The 25,343-nt window shown below is 65.9% G+C and carries 24 protein-coding genes and 1 other RNA gene; 10 read left to right on the top strand and 15 right to left on the bottom strand.

Annotated elements, in window-relative coordinates:
- Positions 1 to 180 precede the first annotated feature (180 nt).
- The 6 genes from QRM89_RS20055 to QRM89_RS20030 form a co-directional block, all read right to left on the bottom strand.
- A complete protein-coding gene (locus tag QRM89_RS20055; RefSeq protein WP_285448795.1) occupies positions 181 to 735 on the bottom strand; it encodes an NAD(P)H-dependent oxidoreductase in 555 nt (184 codons plus the stop codon).
- Positions 736 to 809: 74 nt separating this feature from the next.
- Positions 810 to 2,753 carry an asparagine synthase (glutamine-hydrolyzing) gene (asnB, locus tag QRM89_RS20050; protein WP_115539980.1) on the bottom strand — a complete coding sequence of 648 codons (1,944 nt, stop codon included), beginning with the start codon at positions 2,751 to 2,753 and terminating at the stop codon, positions 810 to 812.
- A 22-nt stretch (positions 2,754 to 2,775) separates the two neighbouring features.
- Complete coding sequence (locus QRM89_RS20045; RefSeq protein WP_285448835.1) at positions 2,776 to 3,405, bottom strand: glutathione S-transferase family protein; 630 nt, start codon at positions 3,403 to 3,405, stop codon at positions 2,776 to 2,778.
- 227 nt (positions 3,406 to 3,632) lie between these two features.
- Entirely contained in the window at positions 3,633 to 6,179 is a 2,547-nt protein-coding gene (locus QRM89_RS20040) for a DUF3857 domain-containing protein (RefSeq protein WP_285448833.1), read from the bottom strand.
- A 92-nt stretch (positions 6,180 to 6,271) separates the two neighbouring features.
- The gene (locus tag QRM89_RS20035) at positions 6,272 to 7,435 is read right to left on the bottom strand and encodes an acyl-CoA dehydrogenase family protein (RefSeq protein WP_285448794.1); all 1,164 of its coding nucleotides are present in this window, start codon (positions 7,433 to 7,435) and stop codon (positions 6,272 to 6,274) included.
- A gap of 174 nt (positions 7,436 to 7,609) precedes the next feature.
- A complete protein-coding gene (locus tag QRM89_RS20030) occupies positions 7,610 to 8,386 on the bottom strand; it encodes a glycine zipper 2TM domain-containing protein (RefSeq protein ID WP_011036618.1) in 777 nt (258 codons plus the stop codon).
- A 144-nt stretch (positions 8,387 to 8,530) separates the two neighbouring features.
- Here QRM89_RS20030 and QRM89_RS20025 point away from each other — a divergent pair, with 144 nt between their 5' ends.
- Both QRM89_RS20025 and QRM89_RS20020 read left to right on the top strand, forming a co-directional pair.
- A complete protein-coding gene (locus tag QRM89_RS20025) occupies positions 8,531 to 8,746 on the top strand; it encodes a DUF6116 family protein (RefSeq protein WP_285448793.1) in 216 nt (71 codons plus the stop codon).
- Positions 8,746 to 9,513, top strand: coding sequence for a TatD family hydrolase (locus tag QRM89_RS20020; RefSeq protein ID WP_285448792.1), 768 nt, complete (start codon positions 8,746 to 8,748; stop codon positions 9,511 to 9,513). The genes QRM89_RS20025 and QRM89_RS20020 overlap by 1 nt, the downstream gene beginning before the upstream one ends.
- Before the next feature lie 45 nt (positions 9,514 to 9,558).
- Here QRM89_RS20020 and QRM89_RS20015 read toward each other — a convergent pair whose 3' ends face one another.
- Complete coding sequence (locus QRM89_RS20015; protein ID WP_285448791.1) at positions 9,559 to 10,389, bottom strand: tRNA threonylcarbamoyladenosine dehydratase; 831 nt, start codon at positions 10,387 to 10,389, stop codon at positions 9,559 to 9,561.
- A 48-nt stretch (positions 10,390 to 10,437) separates the two neighbouring features.
- Here QRM89_RS20015 and QRM89_RS20010 point away from each other — a divergent pair, with 48 nt between their 5' ends.
- Together QRM89_RS20010 and QRM89_RS20005 are read left to right on the top strand one after the other, a co-directional pair.
- Complete coding sequence (locus tag QRM89_RS20010; RefSeq protein ID WP_285448790.1) at positions 10,438 to 10,866, top strand: hypothetical protein; 429 nt, start codon at positions 10,438 to 10,440, stop codon at positions 10,864 to 10,866.
- A gap of 119 nt (positions 10,867 to 10,985) precedes the next feature.
- Entirely contained in the window at positions 10,986 to 11,468 is a 483-nt protein-coding gene (locus QRM89_RS20005; protein WP_011036613.1) for a glycine zipper 2TM domain-containing protein, read from the top strand.
- Positions 11,469 to 11,544: 76 nt separating this feature from the next.
- On the opposite strand, the gene QRM89_RS20000 is transcribed toward QRM89_RS20005, so the two are convergent.
- Positions 11,545 to 11,760 (bottom strand): cold-shock protein, encoded by a 216-nt coding sequence (locus QRM89_RS20000; protein WP_003483561.1) that lies wholly within the window; start codon positions 11,758 to 11,760, stop codon positions 11,545 to 11,547.
- A 228-nt stretch (positions 11,761 to 11,988) separates the two neighbouring features.
- Between QRM89_RS20000 and QRM89_RS19995 the strand changes: the two genes are divergently transcribed.
- On the top strand, positions 11,989 to 12,474 hold the full coding sequence (locus QRM89_RS19995) for a DUF456 domain-containing protein (RefSeq protein WP_011036612.1): 486 nt from the start codon (positions 11,989 to 11,991) through the stop codon (positions 12,472 to 12,474).
- A 166-nt stretch (positions 12,475 to 12,640) separates the two neighbouring features.
- Positions 12,641 to 13,771, top strand: a complete 1,131-nt coding sequence (locus tag QRM89_RS19990; protein ID WP_040941535.1) for a phospholipase A — start codon at positions 12,641 to 12,643, stop codon at positions 13,769 to 13,771.
- A gap of 190 nt (positions 13,772 to 13,961) precedes the next feature.
- Here QRM89_RS19990 and QRM89_RS19985 read toward each other — a convergent pair whose 3' ends face one another.
- From QRM89_RS19985 to QRM89_RS19970, 4 genes are all read right to left on the bottom strand, one after another.
- Positions 13,962 to 14,600, bottom strand: a complete 639-nt coding sequence (locus QRM89_RS19985) for a carbonic anhydrase (RefSeq protein ID WP_193387334.1) — start codon at positions 14,598 to 14,600, stop codon at positions 13,962 to 13,964.
- Positions 14,601 to 14,784: 184 nt separating this feature from the next.
- A complete protein-coding gene (locus QRM89_RS19980) occupies positions 14,785 to 15,420 on the bottom strand; it encodes a glutathione S-transferase family protein (RefSeq protein WP_285448789.1) in 636 nt (211 codons plus the stop codon).
- A 28-nt stretch (positions 15,421 to 15,448) separates the two neighbouring features.
- A complete protein-coding gene (locus QRM89_RS19975) occupies positions 15,449 to 15,985 on the bottom strand; it encodes a hypothetical protein (protein ID WP_285448788.1) in 537 nt (178 codons plus the stop codon).
- Positions 15,986 to 16,065: 80 nt separating this feature from the next.
- On the bottom strand, positions 16,066 to 17,583 hold the full coding sequence (locus QRM89_RS19970; protein ID WP_014507279.1) for a fumarate hydratase: 1,518 nt from the start codon (positions 17,581 to 17,583) through the stop codon (positions 16,066 to 16,068).
- Positions 17,584 to 17,817: 234 nt separating this feature from the next.
- On the opposite strand from QRM89_RS19970, the gene QRM89_RS19965 reads away from it, so the two are divergent.
- Together QRM89_RS19965 and QRM89_RS19960 are read left to right on the top strand one after the other, a co-directional pair.
- Positions 17,818 to 19,695 (top strand): ABC transporter ATP-binding protein, encoded by a 1,878-nt coding sequence (locus QRM89_RS19965; protein ID WP_057672901.1) that lies wholly within the window; start codon positions 17,818 to 17,820, stop codon positions 19,693 to 19,695.
- Between the two features lie 212 nt (positions 19,696 to 19,907).
- A complete protein-coding gene (locus QRM89_RS19960) occupies positions 19,908 to 20,687 on the top strand; it encodes a ferredoxin--NADP reductase (RefSeq protein WP_012438788.1) in 780 nt (259 codons plus the stop codon).
- A 159-nt stretch (positions 20,688 to 20,846) separates the two neighbouring features.
- On the opposite strand, the gene QRM89_RS19955 is transcribed toward QRM89_RS19960, so the two are convergent.
- Positions 20,847 to 21,332: a glutathione peroxidase gene (locus QRM89_RS19955; protein WP_285448787.1), complete on the bottom strand. Its 486-nt coding sequence runs from the start codon at positions 21,330 to 21,332 to the stop codon at positions 20,847 to 20,849.
- Positions 21,333 to 21,505: 173 nt separating this feature from the next.
- Here QRM89_RS19955 and QRM89_RS19950 point away from each other — a divergent pair, with 173 nt between their 5' ends.
- Both QRM89_RS19950 and QRM89_RS19945 read left to right on the top strand, forming a co-directional pair.
- Positions 21,506 to 23,704, top strand: a complete 2,199-nt coding sequence (locus tag QRM89_RS19950; protein ID WP_285448786.1) for a M3 family metallopeptidase — start codon at positions 21,506 to 21,508, stop codon at positions 23,702 to 23,704.
- Positions 23,705 to 23,784: 80 nt separating this feature from the next.
- Positions 23,785 to 23,861, top strand: a non-coding RNA gene (locus tag QRM89_RS19945) — sX9 sRNA.
- Between the two features lie 65 nt (positions 23,862 to 23,926).
- On the opposite strand, the gene QRM89_RS19940 is transcribed toward QRM89_RS19945, so the two are convergent.
- Both QRM89_RS19940 and QRM89_RS19935 read right to left on the bottom strand, forming a co-directional pair.
- The gene (locus QRM89_RS19940) at positions 23,927 to 24,427 is read right to left on the bottom strand and encodes a MarR family transcriptional regulator (RefSeq protein WP_115576790.1); all 501 of its coding nucleotides are present in this window, start codon (positions 24,425 to 24,427) and stop codon (positions 23,927 to 23,929) included.
- A gap of 64 nt (positions 24,428 to 24,491) precedes the next feature.
- Positions 24,492 to 25,328 (bottom strand): DUF3298 and DUF4163 domain-containing protein, encoded by an 837-nt coding sequence (locus QRM89_RS19935; protein ID WP_161960798.1) that lies wholly within the window; start codon positions 25,326 to 25,328, stop codon positions 24,492 to 24,494.
- Positions 25,329 to 25,343: the final 15 nt, after the last annotated feature.

The following is a 25,343-nucleotide window of genomic DNA, read 5'->3' as shown; positions in this document are numbered from 1 at the left end:
ACAGCCTGACGCGAGGGAGACGGGGGCAGGAAGCATAGTCATCGCCGGCGGCGAGGACCATGCACAACTCTGTGGATAACTGGTGCATAGCCAGTGCACCACAGCCTACGCCGGTGCGGTCTCACTGCTCGCGATGCCCTGCCCGTCTAGCCTGCGGGCATGCCGACCTGGCCCGAGCGCTCAGCGTGTGTGGTGTGCGATCCAGGCCAGGAAGCTGTCGACAAATCCCTGCAGGAACTTGCGGCTGTCGGCATCGGCAATCTGGCCGTCGGCGCCGAACAGGCCATCCTTGTACTGCAGATAGATCTCAGGCTGGCCGAGCACGTGCATGTCCAGGTAGGCCAGCACGCCACGCAGATGCTGCTGCGCCAGCGCGGTGCCGATCGCGCCGACCGAGATCCCCGCGATGGCGGCCGGCTTGCCGGCGAAGGCGCTGTCGCCATAGGGCCGCGAGGCGGTGTCGATGGCGTTCTTGAGCACGCCGGGGATCGAGCGGTTGTATTCCGGGGTCACGAACAGCACCGCATCGGCGGCGCGTAGTTGCTGCTTGAGGCGGGTGCCTTCGGCCGGGTAATCGATGTCGCGGTCCTGGTTGTACAGCGGCAGGTCGCCGATCTCAAGGAACTCGAACGTGGCCTTGTCGCCGGCCAGCTGCGCCAGCGCCTGGGCCAGCTGACGGTTGTAGGACTGCGCGCGCAGGCTGCCGACCAATACCGCAATGGTGTACTTGCTCATGGGGAACGCTCCGTGGGAACCAGCGCCCCACTGTAGGCAGCGTGGCGCGCACACCCGGTGAAGCGCCGCCCGCGCTACGACCGGACGATGGCGGCCCGCTGCGCGCGCCAGTGGTCCTGCCAGGCCTGGAACATCAGCACCGTCCACAGGTGGGTGTGCCACTTGCGCTCGCCGCCATTGAAGTCGCGCCACAGCCCGGCCACGGTATCGGCAGCGAACACGCCTTCGCGCTGCAGCGTGCCGTGCGCCAGCAGATCGTCGGCCCAGCCGTGCAGGTCACCGCGCAGCCACGCACTCACCGGCGCACCGAAGCCACGCTTGCCGCGGTAGACCATCGGCTCGGGCAGATAGCGGCACAGCACGCGCTTGAGCAGGTACTTGCTGACCCCGTCGCGGTACTTGAGCGACAGCGGCAGCGACCAGGCGAACTCGGCCACGCGCCAGTCCAGCAACGGCGCACGCGCTTCCAGCCCCACCGCCATGGTGGTGCGGTCCACCTTGCACAGCAGATCGTCCGGCAGATACGCAGCGAAGTCGGCCAGCATCATTGCGTCGGCCGGCGTGCCTGAGCCATGCAGCGGATCGGCCAGGCTGTAGAAACTGTCTGGCTCGGTCGCGCCCAGCACCACCGCGGCCGGGTCACGCCAGCGCGAGATGCGGTTGCGGTAGATGTCGCCGATGCCGCGTGCGCCCGCCTCGGCCACCAGTGCCGCCAGCCCGCCGGTGCGGGAGGCTTCGCCGCTCTTGCGCGCTGCCACCGCCATCAGCCGCCGCAGCGGCGCCGGCACCAGCCCGTGCATGCGCCAGTTACGCAGCGCGCGCTGGTAGCGCCCATAACCGAAGAACAGCTCGTCGCCGCCATCGCCGGAAAGCGCCACGGTGACGCCACCGCGCGCCAGCCGCGCCACCAGCGCGGTGGGGACCTGCGAGGCGTCGGCGAACGGTTCGTCGAACATGTCCGGCAAGCTCGGCACCACCGCCAGCGCGTCGGCGCCGCTGACATACAGCTCGGTGTGATCGGTGTGCAGGTGCGTGGCCACTTCGCGCGCCAGCGGCGCTTCGTCGTGGTGCGAGCCTTCGAAGCCGATGCTGAAGGTGTGCACCGGCTGGTCGCTCTGCGCCTGCATCATCGCGGTGACGATCGACGAATCGGTGCCGCCGGACAGGAACACGCCCACCGGCACGTCGGCCACCATGCGCAGCGCCACCGCATCACGCAGTACGCTATCGAGTTGCTCTTCGGCCTGGGCATCAGTGCCGGTGAATGGCGCGGCCAGCGCACGCTGCATGGCCTCGCGTGCATTCCAGAACGGTTGCTGGGCCTGGTCGGGCCGGTGTGCGGCGGCGCCGGCGGCCACCGCTTGGGCGTCCAGTCGCAGTACCCGCCCGGGCATCAGCTTGAAGGTACGTTCGTGGATGCAGGCCGGCGCCGGGATATAGCCCAGCCGCAACAGCAAGGTGAGTGCATCGCGGTCCACGCCGTTGTCGAAATCCGGGTGCTGCCACAGCGCCTTGAGCTCGGAGCCGAATACCAGCGTTTCGCCGGCCCAGCCGTAATACAGCGGCTTCTTGCCGACGCGGTCACGGGCCAGCGACAGGCAATGGTCGCGTTCGTCCCACAGCGCCAGCGCGAACATGCCGTTGCAGCGCGCCAGGGTGTCGTCCAGGCCCCACTCCACCACCGCGGCCAGCAGCACTTCGGTGTCCGAATGCCCGCGGAAGCGGTGCCCGAGCGCCGCCAGCGCCGCGCGCAGTTGCGCGAAGTTGTAGATCTCGCCGTTGTAGGCCAGCACGTAGCGGCTGTCGGCCGAGCGCATCGGCTGATGGCCGAGCGGAGAGAGATCCAGAATGCTCAGGCGCTGATGTGCGAGCGCAACGCCGGCCTGCGCATCGCACCAGGTGCCGGCATCGTCAGGGCCACGGTGGCGCAAGGCGCCGCCCATCGGCCGCACCAATGCCTCCAGCTGCTCGCCGTGCATGCGCGGTGTTGCCAGCAACAGTCCTGCCAATCCACACATCGTCAGTGCTCCTGCCAGCCGCTCATGCGCTCACCGGCGCAGGCGCAGGCATCGCCACGAAGCCCGGCAGCGCGCGCACCCGCTGCAACCAGCCGCCAATTGCGGGCCAGCGCTCCAGATCGAAGCCGCCGTCTTCGGCGCAATGGGTATAGGCGAACAACGCGATGTCGGCGATGCCGTAGTCGGCGCCGGTGAACCAGGCGTGCTGGCGCAGGTGCTGTTCCATCACCGCCAGCGCCTGCTCGCCGCGCGCGCGCAGCTGCGGCAGCTCGGTACGGCGTGCGGCATCGCGCGGCGTCCACAGGCTGATGAAGCGCGCCACCGCCACGTAGGGCTCGTGGCTGTACTGCTCGAAGAACATCCAGCTCAGCGCCTGCGCGCGTTGCCAGGTGTCGGTGGGCAGGTACGGGGTGCCTTCGGCCAGCCAGAACAGGATGGCGTTGGATTCGGTCAGCACGCGGCCGTCGTCGCGTTCCACCATCGGCACCTTGCCGTTGGGATTTTTGGCCAGATATTCGGGCGTGCGGGTCTCGCCGGAAGCGCTATCGACCTCGACCCAGTGGTAGCGGCTGCCGAGCTGCTCCAGCAGCAGACGCACCTTGTAGCAGTTGCCCGAGCTGGACATGCCATGCACGGTCAGGGGGGGACGCACGGTCGAGGTCACGCTGACTCCGCGGCAGCAACGAGGGGCTGGCAGTGTCACAGCCCTTCGCGGCTTTGCAAAGCCCTGCCGCGGGCGCACGCGGCAGGGCACATCTGCCGGTCATCCACCTGCCTACTGCCGCCCGCAGCGAAGTAGATGGCCTGCAGCGGGCGCCCTGCCGTCATTGCGGCGTTGTATCGGCTGGATCCATCAACGCCTTGCAGACCGCACGCCGATCAGCGCATCACCCATAACGCGAGCGGCACACCAATCACCGCGACCAGCATGCCCAGCAGCGACGCAGTCAAGGCCAGCGCCCCGAACGCACGGGCGCGCCCGCAGTGCGCCGCGCCGGCCACGGCCTGCAGCGCGGCAATCGCCCACCACAGCGCACCCAGCAGCAGCACGAACACGTACATCGCCAGTTGCGCCAGTTCCGCCCCGTTGCGCGCGCCGGTCCGCAGCAACGTGACATCGCCAGCGAGCGCCACCAGCCCGGCCAGCAGGCAGACCAGCCACGGCAAGGCGCTGCCCAAGGCGGCCGGCAGCACGCGGCCCAGCGACGCGGTGCTGCCCATCCAGCGCAACACCGGCTTCAGCAACACGCCGCCGAGCACGGCCAGCGCATAGACGCCGATGCCGCCTGCCAGCCGCGCCCACAGTGGCCAGCTCTGCAACAGCATCCAGGCCATCAATGCCGCAGAGACCGCTGCGGTGCTCCACGCGCCCCAGCGCAGGCCCGGCTGCTGCGGCATGCGTTGCGCAACGGCATACGGGTCGAACAACATTCCGCCCAGCCCGCCGAGACGCCACCACACCACACACCCCAACAGCAGCACGATCAACGCCCCAAGCGCTGCCATCGGCTGCAGCAGCGCGCGCCAGTTGGTCGGCGCGCGCGGCGCCGGCGTTGCCAGATCGTGGTTGAAATACAGCAGGTCGCGCGCACGCTCCATGTCGGCCGCCGCACGTTTGATGCCGTTCGGCGGAATGCGGTCGGACAACCGCTGCCACTCGCCGACGATCTCCAAGCGGCCATCGCGCATGGCCACGGTGCGCGAGAAGCGGAACCACGGGTTGGCCACCTCATCGCGCTGCGCCTTTACCGAGATTGCAGGCGTCACGTGCACGCGCACGGTCTGGCGCGCCAGCCGCGGGCCTTCCAGGGCCAGCGGGCTTTTTCGCGCGGCGCTTGGCAGCGTGTCCATCCAGTCGCTGAGCTGGAACAGCGGGAAGCCGACCTCGTCGCCTTCGTCCTTGGCCCATTCAAGCCGGTAGGACTCGTGGGTGCGCGCCTGCGAGCGATCGTCCGGCTGGGTGAGCGTCGGCTCCTCCTGCTGGGTCAGCGCGGTGTAGTACTGCTGCATGTACTCCAGATAGCGTTCGCCCACCGCCTCGGCACCGTCGGCGTCGAACCGCGCCGCGACCGGATCGCCGTAGCCCTGGCGATACACCGTGGCCACGCTGAAGGTCGCCACGCGCGGCGAATCTTCCATAGCGACATGGATGTCTTCTTCCACCTCGACCTGCGGCACCGTCGGCCGCGGCGCGGGCACCGCCACCAGCTCGGTCTGCCCGGCCAGCACCGGCAAGCCGCGTACGAACGGCAGTGGGCGGCGCTGCGCCAGTGGCCCTTGCTCGCGGTCGCGCGTGGCATCCACCCATACCTCGCCCTGCGGCAGATGCGCGCGCACCACCACATGATCGAAGGCATACGGGCTTGGCAGGCGGTTTTCCAGACCATGGCCGCGCTCGCTGTGCACCAGCACCGGCTCGGCGCGGATGCCGGCCAGCTGCAGCAGCGCGATCAGCAGCGTGGCCTTGTCCTTGCAGTCGCCGTAGCGGTTACGCAGCGTCACCTCCGGCGCATGCGGGGCGTGCGAGTTCTCGCCCATGTCCAGGCCTACATAGCGGATCTCGCCCTGCACGAAGGCCACTGCGCGCAGCAGCGCGCCCTGAGGATCGGTGTTGCGCAACTGCAGGCTCTGCACCATGCCGGCGGCCACCTGCGCATCCTTGAACGCGTGCGGGTAGAGCTGCAGCGCCCATGCCGCCACCGCGCCCCAGCTGCCGGCGGTCGACACTTCGATCACGCCATAGGGGTCGACATCGTCGGGGGCATCTTTCTCCGGCTGCACCGCGGCAATGTTGCTCGCGGCAATCTCCAGCGTGGTCACCCCGTCGGCACTGCTGACATGCCGGCTGAAGCCCGGCGCGGCGATCTTCCATTGCAAGGACAGCGTGGAGGGATAGCGCACCCGCACCCGGCGCTCGCCCAAGGGCACGCCGTAGCGCGCATCGAAGACGTCGTAATAGCCCTGGCCAAACACCGGGTTACTGCCGGTGAGGGTCACGCCGTAGTCGACCCGGTCACCCACGCGCAGGTCCGGCACGGTGATCGACAGCGTCACTGCGCCATCGATCAGCCCTTCCTCCAAGCCGCTCTCGCGGCGCAGCCGCGCGTAATGCGCCTGCGTGCGCATGTCGATCCGGCGACCGTCACGCCAGACCTCCAGGCTGTTTAGCACCAGCTGCTGGTACTGCGGCTGGTAGTCGATGGAGATCTGCCCGGCCTCTTCCAGGTCTTTTTCGCGCCGCACGCTGTAGCTCAGCCGCCGGTACGCCTGCGGCGCGCGGCCGGTTAGATCGACTTGGTCAGAGACCAGTTCATAGCGCAAGCCGCTGGTACCGGCCACCTTGTCCGGCACGGCGTCGGCCACCACCCACGCCGGCGCGGGCGCCATACGCGGCGCATCACTGGCCCGCGCGGCCGGCACCGCCAGCACCGCAACGACGGCCAGGCACACCCACACTCCCCACCACACGCCACGCAGGCGCTGCATCACATCCTTGCCGATCAAGCACCCACTCCTCGTCAGAACGCATTGAGCCCGGTCAGGGCCCGTCCTACCACCAGTTGATGCACGGTTTCGGTGCCCTCGTAGGTGATTACCGATTCCAGATTCAGCGCATGCCGGATCGCCACGTGCTCGGTGGTGATCCCCGCCGCCCCAAGCAGGTCGCGGCACTCGCGCGCCACATCCAGTGCCATGCGGCAATTATTCCACTTCGCCAGCGAGATCTGTTCCGGGCGCAGCGTGCCGGCCTCCTTCAGCCGCCCCAGTTGCAGCGCCAGCAGCTGCGCGGTGGCGATCCGGCGCGCCATGTCGGCCAGCTTGATCTGCGCGCTTTGCGTGGCCGCCAGGGGCCGACCGAACAGAATGCGTTCGCCGCTGTAAGCCAGCGCCTCGCGTAGGCAGGCGACCGCCGCCCCGATCGCGCCCCAGGCGATGCCAAAGCGCGCCTGGCTCAGGCAGCCCAGCGGCGCCTTCAATCCCAGTGCATCCGGCAAGCGTTGCTGCTCGGGCACGAAGACATCGTCCAGGAACACCGCCGAGGTGACCGAGGCGCGCAGGCTCATCTTGTGACCGATGTCCTGCGCACGGAAACCCTCGCTGCGTGTGTCCACCAGAAAGCCACGCACGCCGTCGTCGGTATGCGCCCAGATGATTGCCAGATCCGCAATGCTGCCGTTGGTGATCCACATCTTGGCGCCACGCAGCCGCCAACCGTCACCGTCGCGCACCGCGCGCGTGGTCATCGCCGCCGGGTCCGAACCACCTTGCGCCTCGCTCAGGCCGAAACAGCCGATCACCCGGCCGGCGGCCATCTCCGGCAGCCATTGGCGCCGTTGGGCCTCGCTGCCATAGGCATGGATGGGATACATGCACAGCGACGATTGCACGCTGACAAAGCTGCGCAGGCCGCTGTCGCCACGCTCCAGCTCCTGGCAGATCAGCCCGTACGCCACCGCGCCCAGGCCGGCGCCGCCCTCGCTCACCGGCAGGCTGGCGCCCAGCAAGCCCAGCGACGCCAACTCGGGCACCAGCTCACGCGGGAAGCGCGCGGCATCGAATGCCTCGCCGATGCCGGGCAGCACCCGCGCATCGGTGAAACGTGCCACCGCATCCTGCACCGCGCGTTCGTCATCGCTCAGCTGCGCACGCACGTCGAATAGGTCATCAGGCCGTACCGGCATTGCGCGCCTCCAGGTGTGATGCGGCGATTATCTGCCAGTTGCGCCGTCCACAGGCGGCCATTCACAGGCGAGCGCTGTGTGCGGGCAGCGCCGCGGCGTCCGCACAAACGAGAAGAGCCGGCAATGCCGGCTCTTCTCTCTACTGCGCACCCAACTGCTAGTGCGCGTTGGCGCTTACTGGCGGGTGCTGCTGCTCGGGCGGTCTACGGCCGACGCGGTCTGCGTCACCAGCTGACCATCCACCACCGGCAGGCGCTCGCTGGCCGGCTTGTCGTTCATGCGCACGGTCTTCTCGAAACCGTCATAGCGGTAGGTCACGTCGTAGCCCACCACGTTGTCGGCATCGCCCAGCGAAATGCGCTCGCCCGGCTTGCTGTCCATGCGCATGGTGGCGGTGGTGCCATCCTGATTGCGGTAGGTCACGTCATAGCCGACCACGCGCGAGGACTGCGAGTTGGCATTTTCGGTATGGCACTGGCGCTCGGTGCGGTCGACCACACGGCCACCGACGTGATTGCGATCGACGCGGTTGCCGACCATGCCGCCACCCACTGCACCGGCCACGGTGGCAAGCTTGCGGCCGTTGCCGCCGCCCACCTGGTTACCCAGCAGACCGCCGATCACGGCACCGGCCACCGTGCCGCCGACGTTACCGTCACGCTCGGGCAGGCGCTCCTGCACCACCACGTCGCGGCAGACTTCGCGCGGCGAGGAGCTGGTGGTGGTTTCGCGAATGGCGTTGCTGTTGATGACCTGCGCGTACTGCGGCTCGCGCTCGGTGATCGGCGCAACCTTCACCACATCGGCATATTCCAGGCCGCGCGGTGCGGGCTCGCCGTTGGCGACGAAATCACCCGAGGACGGGCGGTTATTCATGAAGGCAGCCGTGGCCACGCCTCCGACCAGCAACGCTCCAGCAGCGACCAGTATAGTTGTCGTATTGCTCTTCATGACCAGCTCCGTGCGGACACGCCGCGTTGTTGACGGCGTGATTCCAGCACGGGAACCCTGAACAAAAACGCCCTCGCTCATGAATGCCGCAGTTAAGTTCAGCTAGCGGTTACTTCATGCATCGCTAACAGCAGGAGCCTGCGCATGCGTAATCCACTCATTTCACGCGCTCTGGACTGGGCCAGCAAACTGCGATATCCCACCTTGTTCAAGCTGGCGGCCGCCCTGTTCCTGGTGGACTTGGTGGTGCCTGATCCCATTCCGTTCCTGGACGAGCTGCTGTTCGGCCTAAGCACCTTGCTGCTGGCCAACTGGAAGACGCGCAAGGCGCCACTGCCTGCACCGGTGCGGCGCGACTGATGCACTTGATCGACAGCCACTGCCATCTGGACGCAGGCGAGTTCGACGCCGACCGTGCCGCGGTGATTGCGCGGGCACAGGCCGCCGGTGTCACGCAGCAGGTGGTGCCGGCGATCACCGCTGCCAGCTGGCCGGGCCTGCGTGAAGCCTGCGCGCTGGCGCCGGGCCTGCATCCCGCGTACGGGCTGCACCCGATCTTTCTGGACCAGCATCGCCCCGAACATCTGGAAGTGCTGGCCGAGTGGATTGCGCGCGAGCGCCCGTGCGCCATCGGCGAATGCGGCCTGGATTTCTTCCTCGAGGGCCTGGATGCGCAGACCCAGCGGCACTACTTCGATGGCCAGCTACAGCTCGCCAAGCGCTTCGATCTCCCGCTGATCGTGCATGCGCGCCGCGCCGTCGAGGAGGTCATTGCGCGCATCAAGGCGGTAGGCGGCATCCGCGGCGTGGTGCACAGCTTTGCCGGTAGCCCGGAACAGGCGCAGCAATTGTGGAAGCTGGATTTCATGATCGGCCTTGGCGGGCCGGTCACCTATCCGCGTGCCAATCGCCTGCGCGGCTTGGCCGCGCAGATGCCGCTGCAGCATCTGCTGCTGGAAACAGATGCGCCCGACCAACCGGACGCCGAGATTCGCGGGCAACGCAACGAACCGGCGCGCCTGCGCACCGTGCTGGACTGCATCGCGCAGCTGCGCGGCGAGCCGGCCGAAGCGATCGCGGCGCAAACCAGCGCCAACGCCCGGCGGCTGTTCGGCTTGCCGGCCTGACGGCGTGCGCTAGCAGGCCATCACTGGCAGACCAGCGGCCAGACGCTACGACGCCGCCGCATCCGCCGTGGCAGGCAACGCTGCCGCGCTCTTGGGCTTGAGCAACATCTCCAGCGCCTTGCCGACCGCGACGAACGCGAACGTGCCGGTGATGTGGGTGGCCGCGCCCAGCCCGGCACCACAGTCCAACTTGAGCGCGGCATCGGCGCCCAGTTGCGGACGAATGCCGCAAACGCTGCCATCGGCTTGCGGGTATTTCACGTTCTCCAGCGAATACACCGCCGGCACGCCGAAGTAGCGCTTGGCGCTTTTCGGAAAGTTGAAGTCGCTGCGCAACTTCTTGCGGATCAGTGCCAGCATCGCGTCGTGCTCGGTGCGCGAGACATCGCGTACACGCACCAGGGTCGGATCGGTGCGCCCGCCCGCCGCGCCCACGGTCAGCAGCGGCAGCTTGCGACGCCGGCACCAGGCGATGGTTTCGACTTTCACGCGAAAACTGTCGCAGGCATCGATCACCAGATCGAAGCCCTCGCCCAGCAGGCTCTCGATATTGCCGGCGGTGAGAAATGACTCCACCGCATCGGCATCGATCTCCGGATTGATTGCCACGCAGCGCTCCGCCATTGCGCGCGCCTTGTTGCGCCCGTACTGGCCGGCCAGCGCCGGGAGCTGCCGGTTGGTGTTCGACACACATAGATCGTCGGCATCGATCAGCCGCAGATGGCCCACGCCGGTGCGGGCCAGCGCCTCCACCACCCACGAGCCCACCCCGCCCATGCCCACTACCGCGACCCGGCACTCGGCCAGCCGCTCCACCGTACCAACTCCGTACAGCCGGTCGATACCGGCAAAGCGTTCACGCCATTGTGCTTTCATCGGCCTATTTTACGCGCCCCATCCACGGCGCGCTCACCTGGAGCAGCCATGTCCGCACCGCCTCCCGCGCAATCCCATGCGGCACGCTATGTGTTCGTTCTCGTGCTGGGCGTGCTGATCGGTCTGGTCTGCACGGTAATGGTGGCGCGCACGCTACAGGCACGGCGCGACCCGGTGCCGGACAGCCTGATGCAGGTCATGGACCATCAACTGCGCGCCCTGCCCGGCCCATCCAGCGGCAGCTGTGAACCAGCCAGACAACACGCGCGGCTACAGACGCTGCAGCTGCTGGTCACTGACCTGGAGCCGGTGTTCGGCGACCTGGGCGAAGACCGGCGCTTTGAAGAACACGCGCAGGCACTGCGTACTGCGATCGCTGCGCCACTGCACGTACCGAACCTTGATTGCGCTGCGCTGGCACAGGCGCGGACCCAGATTTCCGAGGCCTGTGAGGCCTGCCACCGTGACTTTCGATGAAGGCCTCGCTCGGGTTTCGTTAAGCCTGGAGTGATCCAGTTGGCAGGCCGTTCACCTGGACCATCACAGGATGACGTCGCCGCGGCCCCGACCGCCTACTGAATCCCTGGAGAGACCTCATGAAGACCCGACTGCTCGTCATTGGCCTGGCCGCCACCGCAACCCTGGTCGGCTGTGCCACCTCCCAGCCCCAGTACGGCAGCTATCGCGGCGACCGCGGCTACGACCAGGGCGGCTACTCGCAGCAGAACCGCTGCGTGGATTGCGGCATCGTCACCCGCATCGATGAGGTTGGCCCCACCCGCAGCGCTCCGACCGGCACCGGCGCGGTACTCGGCGGCATTGTCGGCGCGGTCGCTGGCCGTCAGATCTCCAAGGAGACCGGTGGCAGCAAGGGCAACAAGAACGTGTCTGCCGTTGCCGGTGCCGCTGCCGGCGCCCTGGCGGGCAACGCGATCCAGAACAACGTCACCAGCGAGAGCTACGACGTGCAGGTGCGCATGGACGATGGCCGCGTGATCATGGTCAACCAGCGCGACCTGGCCGGCGTGCGCGAAAACGCCTATGTGCGCGTGGTCAACGGCAAGGTCGTGCTGCGCTAAGCGCACGCCGCTTCAAACCGGAGTGATCAGAAAGGCCCGGCAACGGGCCTTTCTGCCGTCTGCGCAATGCGTGTGCTCAGACCACCTGCACCGCGTCGGCCTGCAGGCCCTTCTGGCCTTGCACGACGGTGAAGCTGACCTTCTGGCCTTCCTTGAGGCTCTTGAAGCCCTGGATCTGGATCGCGCGGAAATGCACGAACACATCCTCGCCATTTTCGCGGCTGATGAAGCCGAAGCCCTTGGCATCGTTGAACCACTTCACGACACCATTTTCGCGTTCGATGTTGGACATCTCGACTGACTCCCTACGACACTGTGTATGGAATTGGCGGCGGTGGCTGGTTGCAAGGAGGAAGCGAGGTACAAGGATGTAGCGGATCGGTCGATCTACCGCATCAGGCCACGATTCACTGTGACCCCGGCAAACAGCTGCGGCTGCAACTTAACCTGCACAAAACGAAATTTCAAGCACCCCTTGCGCATTTTTGTCAACCCTGAAATAGGACATTTCTAGACCATCATGGACACCACCGTCGTCTACTACATTCTGGCCGGCGTGCTGGTCCTGGTCGGGCTTGCCGGGGTGATCCTGCCGGCGTTGCCCGGGTTGCCACTGGTGTTTGCCGGCCTGTTGCTGGCGGCCTGGGCGGATGGCTTCGCGCATGTGGGATGGGTCGCGCTGGTGGTGCTGGGCGTCATGACGGCGCTGTCCTTCCTGATCGACTTCCTGGCCACGGTGTACGGCGCGCAGCGGGTCGGCGCCAGCAAGCTGGCGCTGTGGGGCTCGGTGATCGGCGCCATTGCCGGAATTTTCTTCATGCCGATCGGGCTGTTCGTGGGTCCCTTCGCCGGCGCCTGGATCGGCGAGTACTGGCAGACCCGCAAGACCGGCCAAGCCACCAAGGTAGGGATCGGCACCTGGCTGGGCATCGTCTTCGGCACTGCCACCAAGCTGGCGCTGGGCATGTGCATGCTGGGCGTGTTCGCGATCGCCTGGTTTTTCTGAGGCGACAACAACCGCGGGCCGGCAACGGCACGCGCTTCATCGGCAGCTCCGCGGCCGCGGTCGCGTCCGACTTGTTATGCCGCCGTGTACACATGGCTTATGCAGACGCGACCGTTATCCTGCGTCCTTCTGCGCCTGTGTGGCGCCTCCACCTCGGCCAGCACCCATGTCCAAGCACCGTACCCGTCCCCTAATGCTGATCGCCCTGGCCGCTGCGCCGTTGGCGCATGGGCAGGAAATCGCTCCGCAGCCGGCATCGCCGCAGGCCTGTACCTCCGTGACTTCGGATGCCGCGCGTCTGGCGTGCTACGACCAGGCGCTGGGATACACCCCGCAGGCCGTGCAGGAGGCAGATGCCGCCGCGCAGTTGGCCAAGCAGGCCGCCAAATCGGAAGACACCCGCAAGATCAGCCGCGTGGGCGATTTCTTCCGCGCCGACGGCCAGGACCAGCCGAAGGAAGAAGCGGTCGCCAATGCCGGCCGCGGCTCGCTGCTGGACCGCCGCTGGGAGCTGGCCAAGGATTCCAAGCTGGGCACCTTCCAGCTGCGCGGCTACAAGCCGGTCTACCTGTTGCCGGCATTCTGGACCAGCGACACCAACCGCACGCCGCAATCGCCGAACCCGGCCAACTCGGTCAGCACGCCGCAGCAACTGGACAGCGCCGAGTTGAAGTTCCAGCTGAGCTTCAAGACCAAGGTGGTTGAAGATCTGTTCGGCGACAACGGCGACATCTGGATGGGCTATACCCAGAGCTCGCGCTGGCAGGCCTATAACTCCGATGCCTCGCGCCCGTTCCGCGAGACCAATTACGAGCCGGAAGCGATGCTGGTGTTTCGCAATAACTACAGCATCTTCGGCTGGAAAGGCCGCATGAGCGGCATCAGCATCAATCACATGTCCAACGGCCGCGAAGACCCGCTGTCGCGTTCCTGGAACCGGGTGATCCTCAACATCGGCCTGGATCGCGAGAACTGGGCGCTGACCTTGCGCCCGTGGTTCCGTATCAAGGAAGACCGTGCTGACGACAATAATCCGGACATCGAGGATTACATGGGCCGCGGCGACGCCACCCTGGTCTATAACAAGGATGGTCACGAATTCGCCTTGATTGCCCGGCATTCGCTGCGTGGCGGCGACCGCTCGCACGGCTCGGTGCAACTGGATTACGGCTTCCCGATCACCAACCTGTTGCGCGGCCACGTGCAGGTGTTCGATGGCTACGGCGAGAGCCTGATCGACTACAACCACAAGGCCACCTATGTGGGCGTGGGCGTGTCATTGCTGGAATGGTTCTGATGCGTCGGCCGCATGGGTGCACGCGGGCCAGTCAACACCGGCGGTAGATCCTGAAGGCCGATGTTGTCGCAGCAGCGACGGCACAATCAGTTGCCATGAAAAAAGCCGGCATCGCTGCCGGCTTTTTCAATTCCGATGTTTCAGCGCAGCAGGAGCGGAAAAGGCCGCAGGCGCGCGCGTTGCCAACGCCTCAGACGTCGAAGAAATCGACCTTGCCGTCCTTGAGCGTGTAGTAGGCGCCGACCACACGGCAGCTACCGCCACGCAGCGGTTCAAGAAGTGCCGGCTCGGACGCACCACGCAGGCGGTCCACGGTGCGCTTGACGTTTGCCTTCACCGATGCCGCCAGCAGGTCTTCACCGCCCTTGCTCTTTGCCGTCAGCACGGCCGGGACGATGGGTTCGATCATCGCGCCGATCGCGCCCGGGAAGAACGCGTTCTGCTCGACCACCGACACCGCCGCCGCCACCGCACCGCAGCTTTCATGCCCCATCACCACCACCAACGGCACGCCGAGCTGGCTCACTGCGTATTCGATCGAGCCCAGGGCGGTGGTGTCTACCGTGTTGCCGGCATTGCGCACGATGAACATTTCGCCCAGGCCGCGGCCGAACAGCAGCTCCGGCGGCACGCGCGAATCCGAGCACGACACCAGGATCACGAACGGGGTCTGCCCAAGCGCAAGCTCCAGGCGGCGCTTGCCGTCGGAGATCACCTTCTTGGGGCGGTTCTCGACGAACGCCTTGTTGCCGTCACGCAGCACCTGCAGCGCCTGTTCGGCGGTGAGGTCGGTCTTCTTGCTGGGCGCGGCGCGCAGCGAGAACGGCAACGAGGCAGCGGCAGCCGCCACCGGTGCGCAACATGCGCATTGCAACAGTTTGCGACGCGATACGGACTGCAACATGGTAGAGCCCCTGTTCTCTGTGTGTCTCGCGATCGTACACCTGGGCAGGCATAACCCAGCGGACTCAACTGCAACTATCGACACACCGCTTCGCCTGCGCGTTCGCGGTTCAGGTCCAGTCGGTCAGGCCCTCGCGCCGGTAGGTCTCCCGGAAGGCAGGCCGCGCCTTCATCCGCTGGGCATGCGCGTGCAAGGCGGGCCAGGTATCCGTGGGTTTGGGCATATTGCGCGACCAGCGCATCAGCATGGTCAGCAGGAAATCGGCTGCCGACAGCGTGTCGCCCAGCAGATACGGGCCATGCGCCTGCAGGTGCGCGTCCACCTGCGCCCAGGCCGCCTCCAGTTTCTGCCGGGCCTGCGCTTGCGCAGCGTCGAGCTGCTCAGCGCCGGCCGGCTCGTCCGGGTAGAACCAGGCGCGATACGCCGGCTGCAAGGTGTTGGCGCAGAAGAACATCCACTGGTAGTACGCCGCACGTGCCGGCGTTCCCGGCGGCGGTGCCAAGCCCGCCTGCGGGTACAGGTCGGCCAGGTGCAGCACGATGGCCGCCGCTTCGGTCAGCACCTGCCCCTCCAGCACCAGGGTCGGCACCACGCCGGCCGGGTTGAGCGCGAGATACGCGGGGGATTTCTGCTCGCGCCGGTCGAAGTCCAGTGGATGCAGCACATGCGGCACCTGCAGTTCGATCAACATCCAATGCACGACCAGGGCAGCGGTGCTGGGGGCGTGGTACAGCGTCGTGGTCATGCAGGCTCGCTCGTTAGGTGGGACAGGACTAGTTGGTACAGGAACGCAAACAGGCAAGCTTGTGCGGTTCACAGCGATTGACATCGCTTTGCTGGGTGCAATCGAACACCTGCGCCATGCAATTGGCCCGCTGCGCTGGATTCTGGGTTGCGTCGCAGCTCTTTCCGCGCGGTGCAACCGCCATGCGGCAACTGCTTTCGCTTGGCCGGTCGGCGTTGCACTGCGCGGCGCTGCGGTTGCAATGCGCGATGCAGCGCTCCATCACCGAGGGGCCGTCGAAGCGCGTCGCGGTGTCGCTGGGCTTGAGCGGCTTTTTCTCGGCAAACGGCACCGGTGCGGTGGGCTGCGGCGCGTAGTTGCCGGAAGGAAACAGCACGGTGGGCTGGGTCTTTTGCTGCGCTGCCAGCGGCAGGCTGGCGCACACCAAGACGGCAAGGCAGATGAGGCGGAGCATTCCTGTTCTCCTGAGGGTGTTGGCATGTGCACCCCGAGCATAGCCCGTTCCTGTTGGGCCGTTCTGCCACGTGAGACACGCATGCAGGCATCTTTTCCAGCGCACAAACACCGCGTGCGAATGACAGATATACGCGGTGCCTAAACTGAAAACGGCGACGCAGTGTGTGTGCGTCGCCGTTCCAGGTTTGCTTATTCCACCACTACCGGAATCTTGCCGATGCGCGACTGCCACAGCCGCGGGCCGGTCTTGTGCACCGATTCGCCGGTGGAATCCACCGCAACCGTCACCGGCATGTCCTTGACCTCGAATTCGTAGATCGCCTCCATGCCGAGGTCTTCGAAGGCCAGCACGCGTGCGGCCTTGATCGCCTTGGACACCAGGTACGCCGAGCCGCCGACCGCCATCAGGTACACGGCCTTGTTGTCGCGGATGGCGTCGATCGCCGCATCGCCACGCTCGGACTTGCCGACCATGCCCAGCAGCCCGGTTTGTTCGAGCATCTGGCGGGTGAACTTGTCCATGCGCGTGGCGGTGGTCGGGCCGGCCGGGCCCACGACTTCGTCGCGCACCGGGTCGACCGGGCCAACGTAATAGATGAAGCGGTTGGTGAAGTCGACCGGCAGGGTCTCGCCGCGGTTGAGCATGTCGATCATGCGCTTGTGCGCCGCATCGCGGCCGGTGAGCAGCTTGCCGTTGAGCAGCACCACTTCGCCCGGCTTGAAGCTGGCCACTTCTTCGCGGGTGATGGTGTCCAGGTTGACCCGGCGCGCGTTGGTCGGGTTGTAGGTGAGCTTGGGCCAGTCTTCCAGCGAAGGCGGGTCCAGCATCACCGGGCCGCTGCCATCCAGGGTGAAGTGCGCATGGCGGGTGGCCGCGCAGTTGGGAATCAGCGCCACCGGCAGGTTGGCGGCATGGGTCGGGTAGTCCTTGACCTTGATATCGAGCACCGTGGTCAGGCCGCCCAGACCCTGGGCACCGATGCCCAGCGCGTTGACCTTTTCGTACAGCTCCAGGCGCAATTCTTCGGCGCGATTGGAGGCGCCACGGGCCTGCAGGTCGACGATGTCGATCGGCTCCATCAGCGCTTCCTTGGCCAGCAGCATGGCCTTTTCGGCGGTACCGCCAATGCCGATGCCGAGCATGCCCGGCGGGCACCAGCCGGCGCCCATGGTCGGCACGGTCTTGAGCACCCAATCGACGATGGAATCGGAAGGATTGAGCATGGCGAACTTGCTCTTGGCCTCCGAGCCGCCGCCCTTGGCCGCCACGATCACCTCAAGATGGTCGCCCGGCACGATTTTGGTGTTGACCACCGCCGGGGTGTTGTCCTTCGTGTTGGCGCGCTTGCCGGCCGGGTCGGCCAGCACGCTGGCGCGCAGCTTGTTGTCCGGGTGGTTGTAGGCGCGGCGCACGCCCTCGTTGACCATGTCTTCCACGCCCATCGTGGCGTCGTCCCAGCGCACGTTCATGCCGATTTCCAGGAACACGGTGACGATGCCGGTGTCCTGGCAGATCGGGCGGTGGCCTTCGGCGCACATGCGCGAGTTGATCAGGATCTGCGCAATCGCGTCCTTGGCGGCCGGCGACTCTTCGCGCTCGTAGGCGGCGGACAGATTCTTGATGTAGTCGACCGGGTGGTAGTAGCTGATGTACTGCAGCGCATCGGCGACGGACTGGATGAGGTCTTCCTGCTTGATCGAGGTCACGGCTGGCTCTACGGCTGGCGGGGGCAATCCGGGCATTTTAGTCCAAACCGCCGGCCAGGCCGGCGCAGCCAGGAGAAGGCAGCGTTGCACGCGGCGATCGCGCCGCGCATGGACGTGTGGGCGCTCGCGGCGCCGCACCTGATCGCGGGCGCGGGCGGGCAACGTACGGCCCGCCCTGCTCCGCTGTGGCGCCCCAACACCCGCAGCGCACGCGGCCCCCGGCACACTATGCGCATGTCAGCATCCCGACCCGGCGCCAGCGCGCCCGCCCCCCGTACCGGCCCCACCCTGCGCGAGCGCTTCGATGCGCTGCGCAACCTGCCGCCCTTCCTGCGCCAGATCTGGCAGACCAGCCGTTGGTTGAGCGCCAGCAGCATCGGCTTGCGCGTGCTACGCGCGTTGATGCCGATCGCCACGTTGTACATCGGCAAGCTGATCATCGACGAGGCGATCCACCTGGTGGGCCAACCGCCGGCATTCGATTCGTTGACCCAGGCATTGGCCAGCGGCCGGCTCAACCGGCTGCTGGAGTTGCTGGCGCTGGAACTGGCGCTGGCGATCGGCTCGGACCTGCTCGGCCGCCTGGTCGGTTACGCCGATGCGTTGCTGTCGGAGTTGTTCAACAACGCGGCCAGCGTGCGGCTGATGGAACACGCCGCGCAGCTGGATCTGGAGGATTTCGAAGACCCCGACCGGCAGGACAAGCTGGATCGCGCACGCCGCCAGACTATGAACCGCATGAACCTGATGAGCCAGTTGTTCGGCCAGGTGCAGGATGCGATCACCGTGGCCAGCCTGGCGGTTGGCCTGCTGGTGTATGCACCCTGGTTGATCGTGCTGCTGGCCATTGCGTTGATTCCGGCCTTCATCGGCGAGGCGCATTTCAATGCGCTGGGCTATTCGCTCAACTTCCAGTGGACCCCGGAGCGCCGCCAGCTCGACTACCTGCGCCAGGTCGGTGCCAGCGTCGAAACCGCCAAGGAAGTGAAGATCCTCAACCTGCACCGGTTTCTGATTACGCGCTACCGCCGGCTGGCCGACAAGTTCTTCCAGGCCAATCGCGCGCTGGCACGCAAGCGCGCGCTGTGGGGCGCACTGCTGGCGGCGCTGGGCACGCTGGGCTATTACGCGGCCTATGGCTACATCGCCTGGCGCACGGTGCGCGGCGATTTCAGCATCGGCGATCTGACCTTTCTCGCCGGCAGCTTCCTGCGCCTGCGCCAGTTACTGGAGGGCCTGTTGATCGGGTTTTCGCAGGTCGCCGGGCAAGCCTTGTATCTGGACGATCTGTATTCGTTCTTCAACATCGTGCCGGAGATCCGCTCGCGCCCGAACGCGCTGCCGGTGCCGCGGCCAATTCGCCAGGGCTTCGTGTTCGAGGACGTGGGCTTCCGGTACCCAGAGGCCGAACACTGGACGATGCGGCATCTGAATTTCGAGCTGCGCGCCGGCGAAGTGCTGGCGCTGGTCGGCGAAAACGGCGCTGGCAAAACCACCTTGGTGAAACTGCTGGCGCGGCTGTACGACCCGGACGAAGGCCGCATCCTGCTCGACGGCCGCGACCTGCGCGATTACGACCTGGACGATGTGCGCGCCAATCTGGGCGTGATCTTCCAGGACTTCGTGCGCTACCACCTGAGCATCGGCGAGAACATCGGCGTGGGCCAGGTGGATGCGATGGACGACACCGATCGCATCCGCACCGCCGCGCAACGCGCGATGGCCACCGAGCTGATCGACAGCCTGCCCGATGGCTACAACCAGCTGGTGGGGCGGCGTTTCAAGAACAGCGTGGACCTGTCGGGCGGGCAGTGGCAGAAGATCGCCATCGCACGCGCCTACATGCGCGATGCGCAGCTGATGATCCTGGACGAGCCCACCGCCGCACTGGATGCGCGCAGCGAGTTCGAGGTGTTCCAGCGCTTCAAGGAATTGTCCGACAACCGCACCGCGGTGCTGATCTCGCACCGTTTTTCCAGCGTGCGCATGGCCGACCGCATCCTGGTACTGGCCGATGGACGCATCGAAGCAAGCGGGACCCACGCCGAACTGATGGCACAAGGCGGGCGCTATGCGGAGCTGTTCGAGCTGCAGGCGGCGGGGTATCGGTGATTTTGGGGATTGGGCATTCGGGATTGGGAATTGGGGATTGGCTCAAGCTGCTAGCCCTTTCGCGAGCCCCATCCCTTCCAGGTCCCCAGGGATCCGCTTTTGCGAATCCCGAATCCCAACTCCCGAATCCCGGATAGTCAAATGAGAGTTCATCTCATTTGGCCGGCTTGAGGTAGAATTGGCGGGCACTCTTCACTACGACACTAAACGGCATGTCTTCCGCTTTCGGCGCCGAAACGGTGCTTGAGGTCCGCCACTGGACCGACGCCTACTTCAGCTTCACCACCACCCGCGATGCCGGCTTCCGGTTCGAGAATGGTCAGTTCGTGATGATCGGCCTGGAGACCGAGACACGGCCGCTGCTGCGCGCCTACTCCATTGCCAGCGCCAACTGGGAAGAACACCTGGAGTTCTTCAGCATCAAGGTGCAGGACGGCCCGCTCACCTCGCGCCTGCAGCACATCCAGCCGGGCGACAAGGTCCTGGTGGGCAAGAAGCCCACCGGCACGCTGCTGATCAGCGACCTGCATCCGGGCCGCAACCTGTACCTGTTGGGCACCGGCACCGGCCTGGCGCCGTGGCTGTCGATCATCAAGGACCCGGAAACCTACGAACGCTTCGACAAGGTGATCCTCACCCACGGCGTGCGCTTTGAAAAAGACCTGGCCTACCGCGATTATTTCGAGCGCGAACTGCCGCAGCATGAATTTTTGGGCGAGCTCCTGCACGACAAGCTGCTCTATTACCCGGCAGTCACGCGTGAGGCGTTCGCCAACCAGGGCCGCCTGACCGAGCTGATGGCCGACGGCCGCATGCAGCAGACGCTGGGGCTGCCGCCGCTGGATCCGGCCAACGATCGCTTCATGATCTGCGGCAGCCCGCAGATGCTGGCCGACCTGCGCACCCTGCTCGACGCACGTGGGTTTGAAACCTCGCCGCGCATCGGCACCCCCGGGCATTACGTGTTCGAGCGCGCGTTCGTCGAGAAGTAAGGCAACCACGCGAAGACCCCGCGCGGTGCGGAGTTTTATCTGGCTGCTGCGCGAGCACGTCGCGTCGTCGTAGGAGCGCACCCGGGCGCGACGGGGCGTTCCCTGTAACGCTTCATCGCGCCCGAGGGCGCTCCTACGGTTTGGCAGCAGCCTGCCAACTCAAACGCCCAGCGCGCGTTCGATATCCGCCGCCAGCGCCTCCGGCTTGGTGGTCGGCGCATAGCGCTCCAGCACGCGGCCATCGCGGCCGATCAGGAACTTGGTGAAATTCCACTTGATCGCTTCCGAGCCGAGCACGCCGCGTTTTTCGTGCTTGAGCCATTGCCACAGCGGGTGGGCACCGCTGCCATTGACCTCGACCTTGGCCGCTAGCGGAAAATCCACCGCGTAGTCCAGCAAGCAGAACTGGCGGATGTCCGCCGCATCTCCAGGCTCCTGATGACCGAACTGATCGCAGGGAAACCCGATCACCACCAGCCCGCGATCGCGGTAGCGCTGCCACAGCGCCTGCAGGCCGGCGTACTGCGGCGTAAAACCACATTTGGAGGCGACGTTGACCACGAGCACCACCTTGCCGGCGTACTCGGCCAGCGACTGGGGTTGACCGTCCAGGTCGGTGAACTGGTAGGTGGAGAGCGTGGTCATCGGCAGGTCCGCAACGGAAACCGCAAGCCTAACGCAGCGCCGCCCACAGCCAGGAAATGTCCCGCCTTGATGTCGCGCCACGCTCGCGTTTGCCTGGCGGCCATGCCTTTTGTCACACGCCTGTCCCGGCCGCCTGCGCTAGCCTCGGCGGTTCGCACTTTGGAGTAACGCTCTTGACCACCCGTCTTGCCTTTGCCCTGGCCGCTTCCCTGGGACTTGCCATGCCGTCCTACAGCATCGCCGCACCCGCCGCCACCCAGGCCACCGCGACCGCCAACCCGTTCTTTGCCGACAGCACGCTGCCGCTGCACTACCCGCAGTTCGACAAGATCAAGGACAGCGACTTCGCGCCTGCCTTCGACGCCGGCATGGCCGCGCAGTTGAAGGAAGTGGACGCGATCGCCAACCAGAAGGCCAAGCCGACCTTCGACAACACCATCATTGCGCTGGAAAAGAGCGGCGCCACGCTGGATCGCGCCACCACGGTGTTCTTCAACCTGGTAGGCGCCGACACCAACGATGCGCGCAAGAAACTGCAGGCCGACTACTCGGCCAAGTTTGCCGCGCACCGCGATGCGATTTCGCTCAACGGCAAGCTGTTCGCGCGCATCCAGTCCCTGTACGACCAGCGCAGCAAGCTCGGCCTGGATGCGCAAGGCGTGCGCCTGGTCGAGAAGTACTACAGCGATTTCGTGCGCGATGGCGCCAAGCTGTCCGATGCCGACAAAACCACGCTCAAGGCCATGAACGCCGAGCTGGCCAACCTGGGCACCACCTTCAGCCAGAACGTGCTGGCCGAGGTCAACGCCGCGGCCGTGGTGGTGGATGACGTCAAGCAACTCGATGGCCTGTCTGACGAGCAGATCGCCGCCGCTGCCGAAGCGGCGAAGGCGCGCAAGCTCGACGGCAAGTACGTAATCGCCCTGCTCAACACCACCGGCCAGCCGCCGCTCACCCAGCTCAAGAACCGCGAGCTGCGCAAGAAGATCTACGACGCCTCGGTGTCGCGCGGCAGCCATGGCGGCCAGTACGACAACACCGCTCTGGTCTCGCGCATCATGACCCTGCGTGCCAACAAGGCCAAGCTGCTGGGATTCCCCACGTACGCTGCGTATTCGCTGGAAAACCAGACCGCCAAGACGCCTGAAGCGGTCAACGCGATGCTCGGCAAGCTGGCACCGGCCGCGGTGGCCAACGCCAAGCGCGAGGCCGCCGACCTGCAGGCGATGATCGACAAGGAACAAAAGGCAGCACGCAAGCCGACCTTCAAGCTGGAAGCCTGGGATTGGGCCTACTACAGCGAGAAAGTGCGCCAGGCCAAGTACAACTTCGACGAGTCGCAGCTCAAGCCGTATTTCGAGCTGAAGAACGTGCTGGAAAACGGCGTGTTCTATGCGGCCAACCAGGAATACGGCCTGACCTTCAAGCAGCGCACCGATCTGCCGACCTACCGCGACGACATCACCGTCTATGACGTGTTCGACGCCGACGGCAAGCAGCTGGCGATCTTCATTGCCGACATGTACGCGCGCGAATCCAAGCGCGGTGGCGCCTGGATGAATTCCTACGTCTCGCAGTCGGAGCTGACCGGTTTCAAGCCGGTGGTGGCCAACCACCTCAACATCCCCAAGCCGCCGGCCGGCCAGCCGACGCTGCTGACCTGGGATGAAGTGACCACCATGTTCCATGAGTTCGGCCATGCCTTGCACGGCATGTTCTCGGACGTGAAATACCCGTATTTCTCCGGCACCAGCGTGCCGCGCGACTTCGTCGAGTTCCCCTCGCAGGTCAACGAGATGTGGGCCGACGAGCCGTCGATCCTGAAGAACTACGCCAAGCATTATCAGAACGGCACGCCGATGCCGCAGGCATTGCTTGACAAGGTGATTGCCGCGTCCAAGTTCAACCAGGGCTTTGCCACCACCGAGTATCTGGGTGCGGCCATGCTCGACCAGAACTGGCACCAGATCAGCGCCAACCAGGTGCCGGACGCCGCAGGCGTAATGGCGTTCGAAGCCAAGGCGCTGGCCGATGACGGCATCGCCTATCCGCCGGTGCCGCCGCGCTACAAGACCCCGTATTTCAGCCACATCATGGGCGGCTATGCGGCCGGCTACTACGCCTATATCTGGTCCGAAGTGCTGGATGCCAACACGCAGCAGTGGTTCAAGCAGCACGGCGGATTGAGCCGCGCCAACGGCGACCGCTTCCGTCAGACCCTGCTTTCGCGCGGCGGTAGCGTGGATGCGATGGAGTTGTTCCAGAACTTCGCCGGGCATGCGCCGCAGATCGAGCCCTTGCTGGAGAAGCGCGGCCTCAGCGCACAGGGTGGCGACGGCGCCACGCCGGAAGCGCCGCAGTCCAAGCCGTAACGGCTTGAGATTCGGTTAAGAGCAACTATCAAAACGACTGCGCAGCCGCCAGGCGGGCGCGGCCGGTGCTCGGAATCGGCATGTACCCCCGTACACTCCGGTTCCTCCGCGCCGTCCGCACCCCACCTGACGGCTGCTCGCTATGTTTTTGTTAGCCGCTCTAAAAACAATGCCGCCTGGTACTGCCAGGCGGCATTGTCGTTTGAAGCCCGCAAGCAGCGATTACTGTTCGACTGCGTCCACGCCAGCGAGCAATTTCTTCAGCAGTTTCTCAAGGCGCACCTGCTCGGCCTCGCTGATCTGCGCGGTCTCCGCCTCCAGCAAGGTGCAGGCATCTGGCAGCAGCCGATCGATCAATGCCAGGCCAGCCGGCGCGAGCGTCAAGGTAATCTTGCGGCGGTCGTCCGGGCTGCTGGCGCGCGCAATCAGCCCTTTTTCGTGCAATTGATCGGTCAGCCGGGTGATGTTGGCCGGCTTCTCACTGGCCGCCTCTGCCACTTCGGTCGGCGTGATTGCCTGCCCCGGCGTCCCATACAACATCATCAGGATTTCGTACTCAGGCGGGCTGATGCCATGCGGCTTGAGCCGCACGCAGGCCTGGGTGTGCAGCCGCTTGTAGAGGTGCTTGATCAGCCGCACCAGGACGGCCGGCTCCCGGGGAAAAGGCGGGTAACGCTCGCAAGTGTGGTCGACGCGTTTAGCGGTTGGATCAAAGCTACTCATGGCACCGTTGATTACATTACTGAATGGCTAAACCATTCAAACACATCGTCGGCGCGTGCACGCATCAGCGTGCGAAGAGATGTGCATATTCCGGCGCTACCCATTCCAGCAATGTGGCGGCGGGAATCTCGGCTGTTTGTGTGCCGTCCGAATACGGGCCCACCTGGTACGGTGGAAACACGAAGCGCAGTGCGCTGATCTTGCCGGCGGAATTCAACACCGGCACGAACTGCGCAAAGTTATCCGCCTGTGCAGCAGTGCCCTCGGCAATCATGCGATCGGCCGAGGCCACCTGTTCGGCTTGCTCTTCCACTGGCACGCGGTCCGCTTCCACGCGTTGCTCGGCGGCCGCATGCAGGCGCTGCGCCACCGCCTGCCCGATCTGCTCCCAGCCGGCCGGATCCGGAATCAGGGCTTGCGCGGTGAGCTGCTTGCGCTCCTTGATCAGCCAGACAAAGCGCGCCACCAGCGGTTCGCCATGCGCACCGCCGGTATAGCGGCTGCCATCGGCCGACACCACGATGAGATCGGCGCTCTGCAGCACCTTCTCAAATGCCAGCGATAGCTCGTACGGTGCGGCGGGCTTGTCGTTGCCCAGCCCCGACACCGCCTGCATGAGCTCGCTGCGTGCGTCCTGCGCATAGCCTCGAATCAACGCCTGCAATTCGGGATGCGCCTCCAGCCCGGGTGGGTAGCTGATACCAACCATGTAGGCGGGCGCGTGTTCGATCACATCCTGCAGCGGCCCTTCTGCCACCGGTTGCACTGCCGGCTCGGCGACCGCGGCCGGTGCCTGCTCAGCCGAAGGTTGCGCGGCCTCCGGCGTTTGTTGATTGCAACCTGCCAACAGCGCCAGCACCAGCAAGCCCTGCACCCCACCACCCACGTTCGACCACCGCATTCCCACCTACTCCCC

Source organism: Xanthomonas sp. LMC-A-07, from assembly GCF_030208825.1.
GTDB classification, from domain to species: domain Bacteria; phylum Pseudomonadota; class Gammaproteobacteria; order Xanthomonadales; family Xanthomonadaceae; genus Xanthomonas; species Xanthomonas campestris.
Note: the sequence above shows the minus strand (reverse complement) of the source record. Positions and strands in the feature narration are given on the sequence as shown.

Bases quoted from the DNA above. Each gene is read 5' to 3' on its own strand.
- QRM89_RS20055 (WP_285448795.1), bottom strand. From the start codon at position 735: ATGAGCAAGTACACCATTGCGGTATTGGTCGGCAGCCTGCGCGCGCAG.
- asnB (WP_115539980.1), bottom strand. From the start codon at position 2,753: ATGTGTGGATTGGCAGGACTGTTGCTGGCAACACCGCGCATGCACGGC.
- QRM89_RS20035 (WP_285448794.1), bottom strand. From the start codon at position 7,435: ATGCCGGTACGGCCTGATGACCTATTCGACGTGCGTGCGCAGCTGAGC.
- QRM89_RS20030 (WP_011036618.1), bottom strand. From the start codon at position 8,386: ATGAAGAGCAATACGACAACTATACTGGTCGCTGCTGGAGCGTTGCTG.
- QRM89_RS20025 (WP_285448793.1), top strand. From the start codon at position 8,531: ATGCGTAATCCACTCATTTCACGCGCTCTGGACTGGGCCAGCAAACTG.
- QRM89_RS20020 (WP_285448792.1), top strand. From the start codon at position 8,746: ATGCACTTGATCGACAGCCACTGCCATCTGGACGCAGGCGAGTTCGAC.
- QRM89_RS20015 (WP_285448791.1), bottom strand. From the start codon at position 10,389: ATGAAAGCACAATGGCGTGAACGCTTTGCCGGTATCGACCGGCTGTAC.
- QRM89_RS20010 (WP_285448790.1), top strand. From the start codon at position 10,438: ATGTCCGCACCGCCTCCCGCGCAATCCCATGCGGCACGCTATGTGTTC.
- QRM89_RS20005 (WP_011036613.1), top strand. From the start codon at position 10,986: ATGAAGACCCGACTGCTCGTCATTGGCCTGGCCGCCACCGCAACCCTG.
- QRM89_RS20000 (WP_003483561.1), bottom strand. From the start codon at position 11,760: ATGTCCAACATCGAACGCGAAAATGGTGTCGTGAAGTGGTTCAACGAT.
- QRM89_RS19995 (WP_011036612.1), top strand. From the start codon at position 11,989: ATGGACACCACCGTCGTCTACTACATTCTGGCCGGCGTGCTGGTCCTG.
- QRM89_RS19990 (WP_040941535.1), top strand. From the start codon at position 12,641: ATGTCCAAGCACCGTACCCGTCCCCTAATGCTGATCGCCCTGGCCGCT.
- QRM89_RS19980 (WP_285448789.1), bottom strand. From the start codon at position 15,420: ATGACCACGACGCTGTACCACGCCCCCAGCACCGCTGCCCTGGTCGTG.
- QRM89_RS19965 (WP_057672901.1), top strand. From the start codon at position 17,818: ATGTCAGCATCCCGACCCGGCGCCAGCGCGCCCGCCCCCCGTACCGGC.
- QRM89_RS19960 (WP_012438788.1), top strand. From the start codon at position 19,908: ATGTCTTCCGCTTTCGGCGCCGAAACGGTGCTTGAGGTCCGCCACTGG.
- QRM89_RS19955 (WP_285448787.1), bottom strand. From the start codon at position 21,332: ATGACCACGCTCTCCACCTACCAGTTCACCGACCTGGACGGTCAACCC.
- QRM89_RS19940 (WP_115576790.1), bottom strand. From the start codon at position 24,427: ATGAGTAGCTTTGATCCAACCGCTAAACGCGTCGACCACACTTGCGAG.
- QRM89_RS19935 (WP_161960798.1), bottom strand. From the start codon at position 25,328: ATGCGGTGGTCGAACGTGGGTGGTGGGGTGCAGGGCTTGCTGGTGCTG.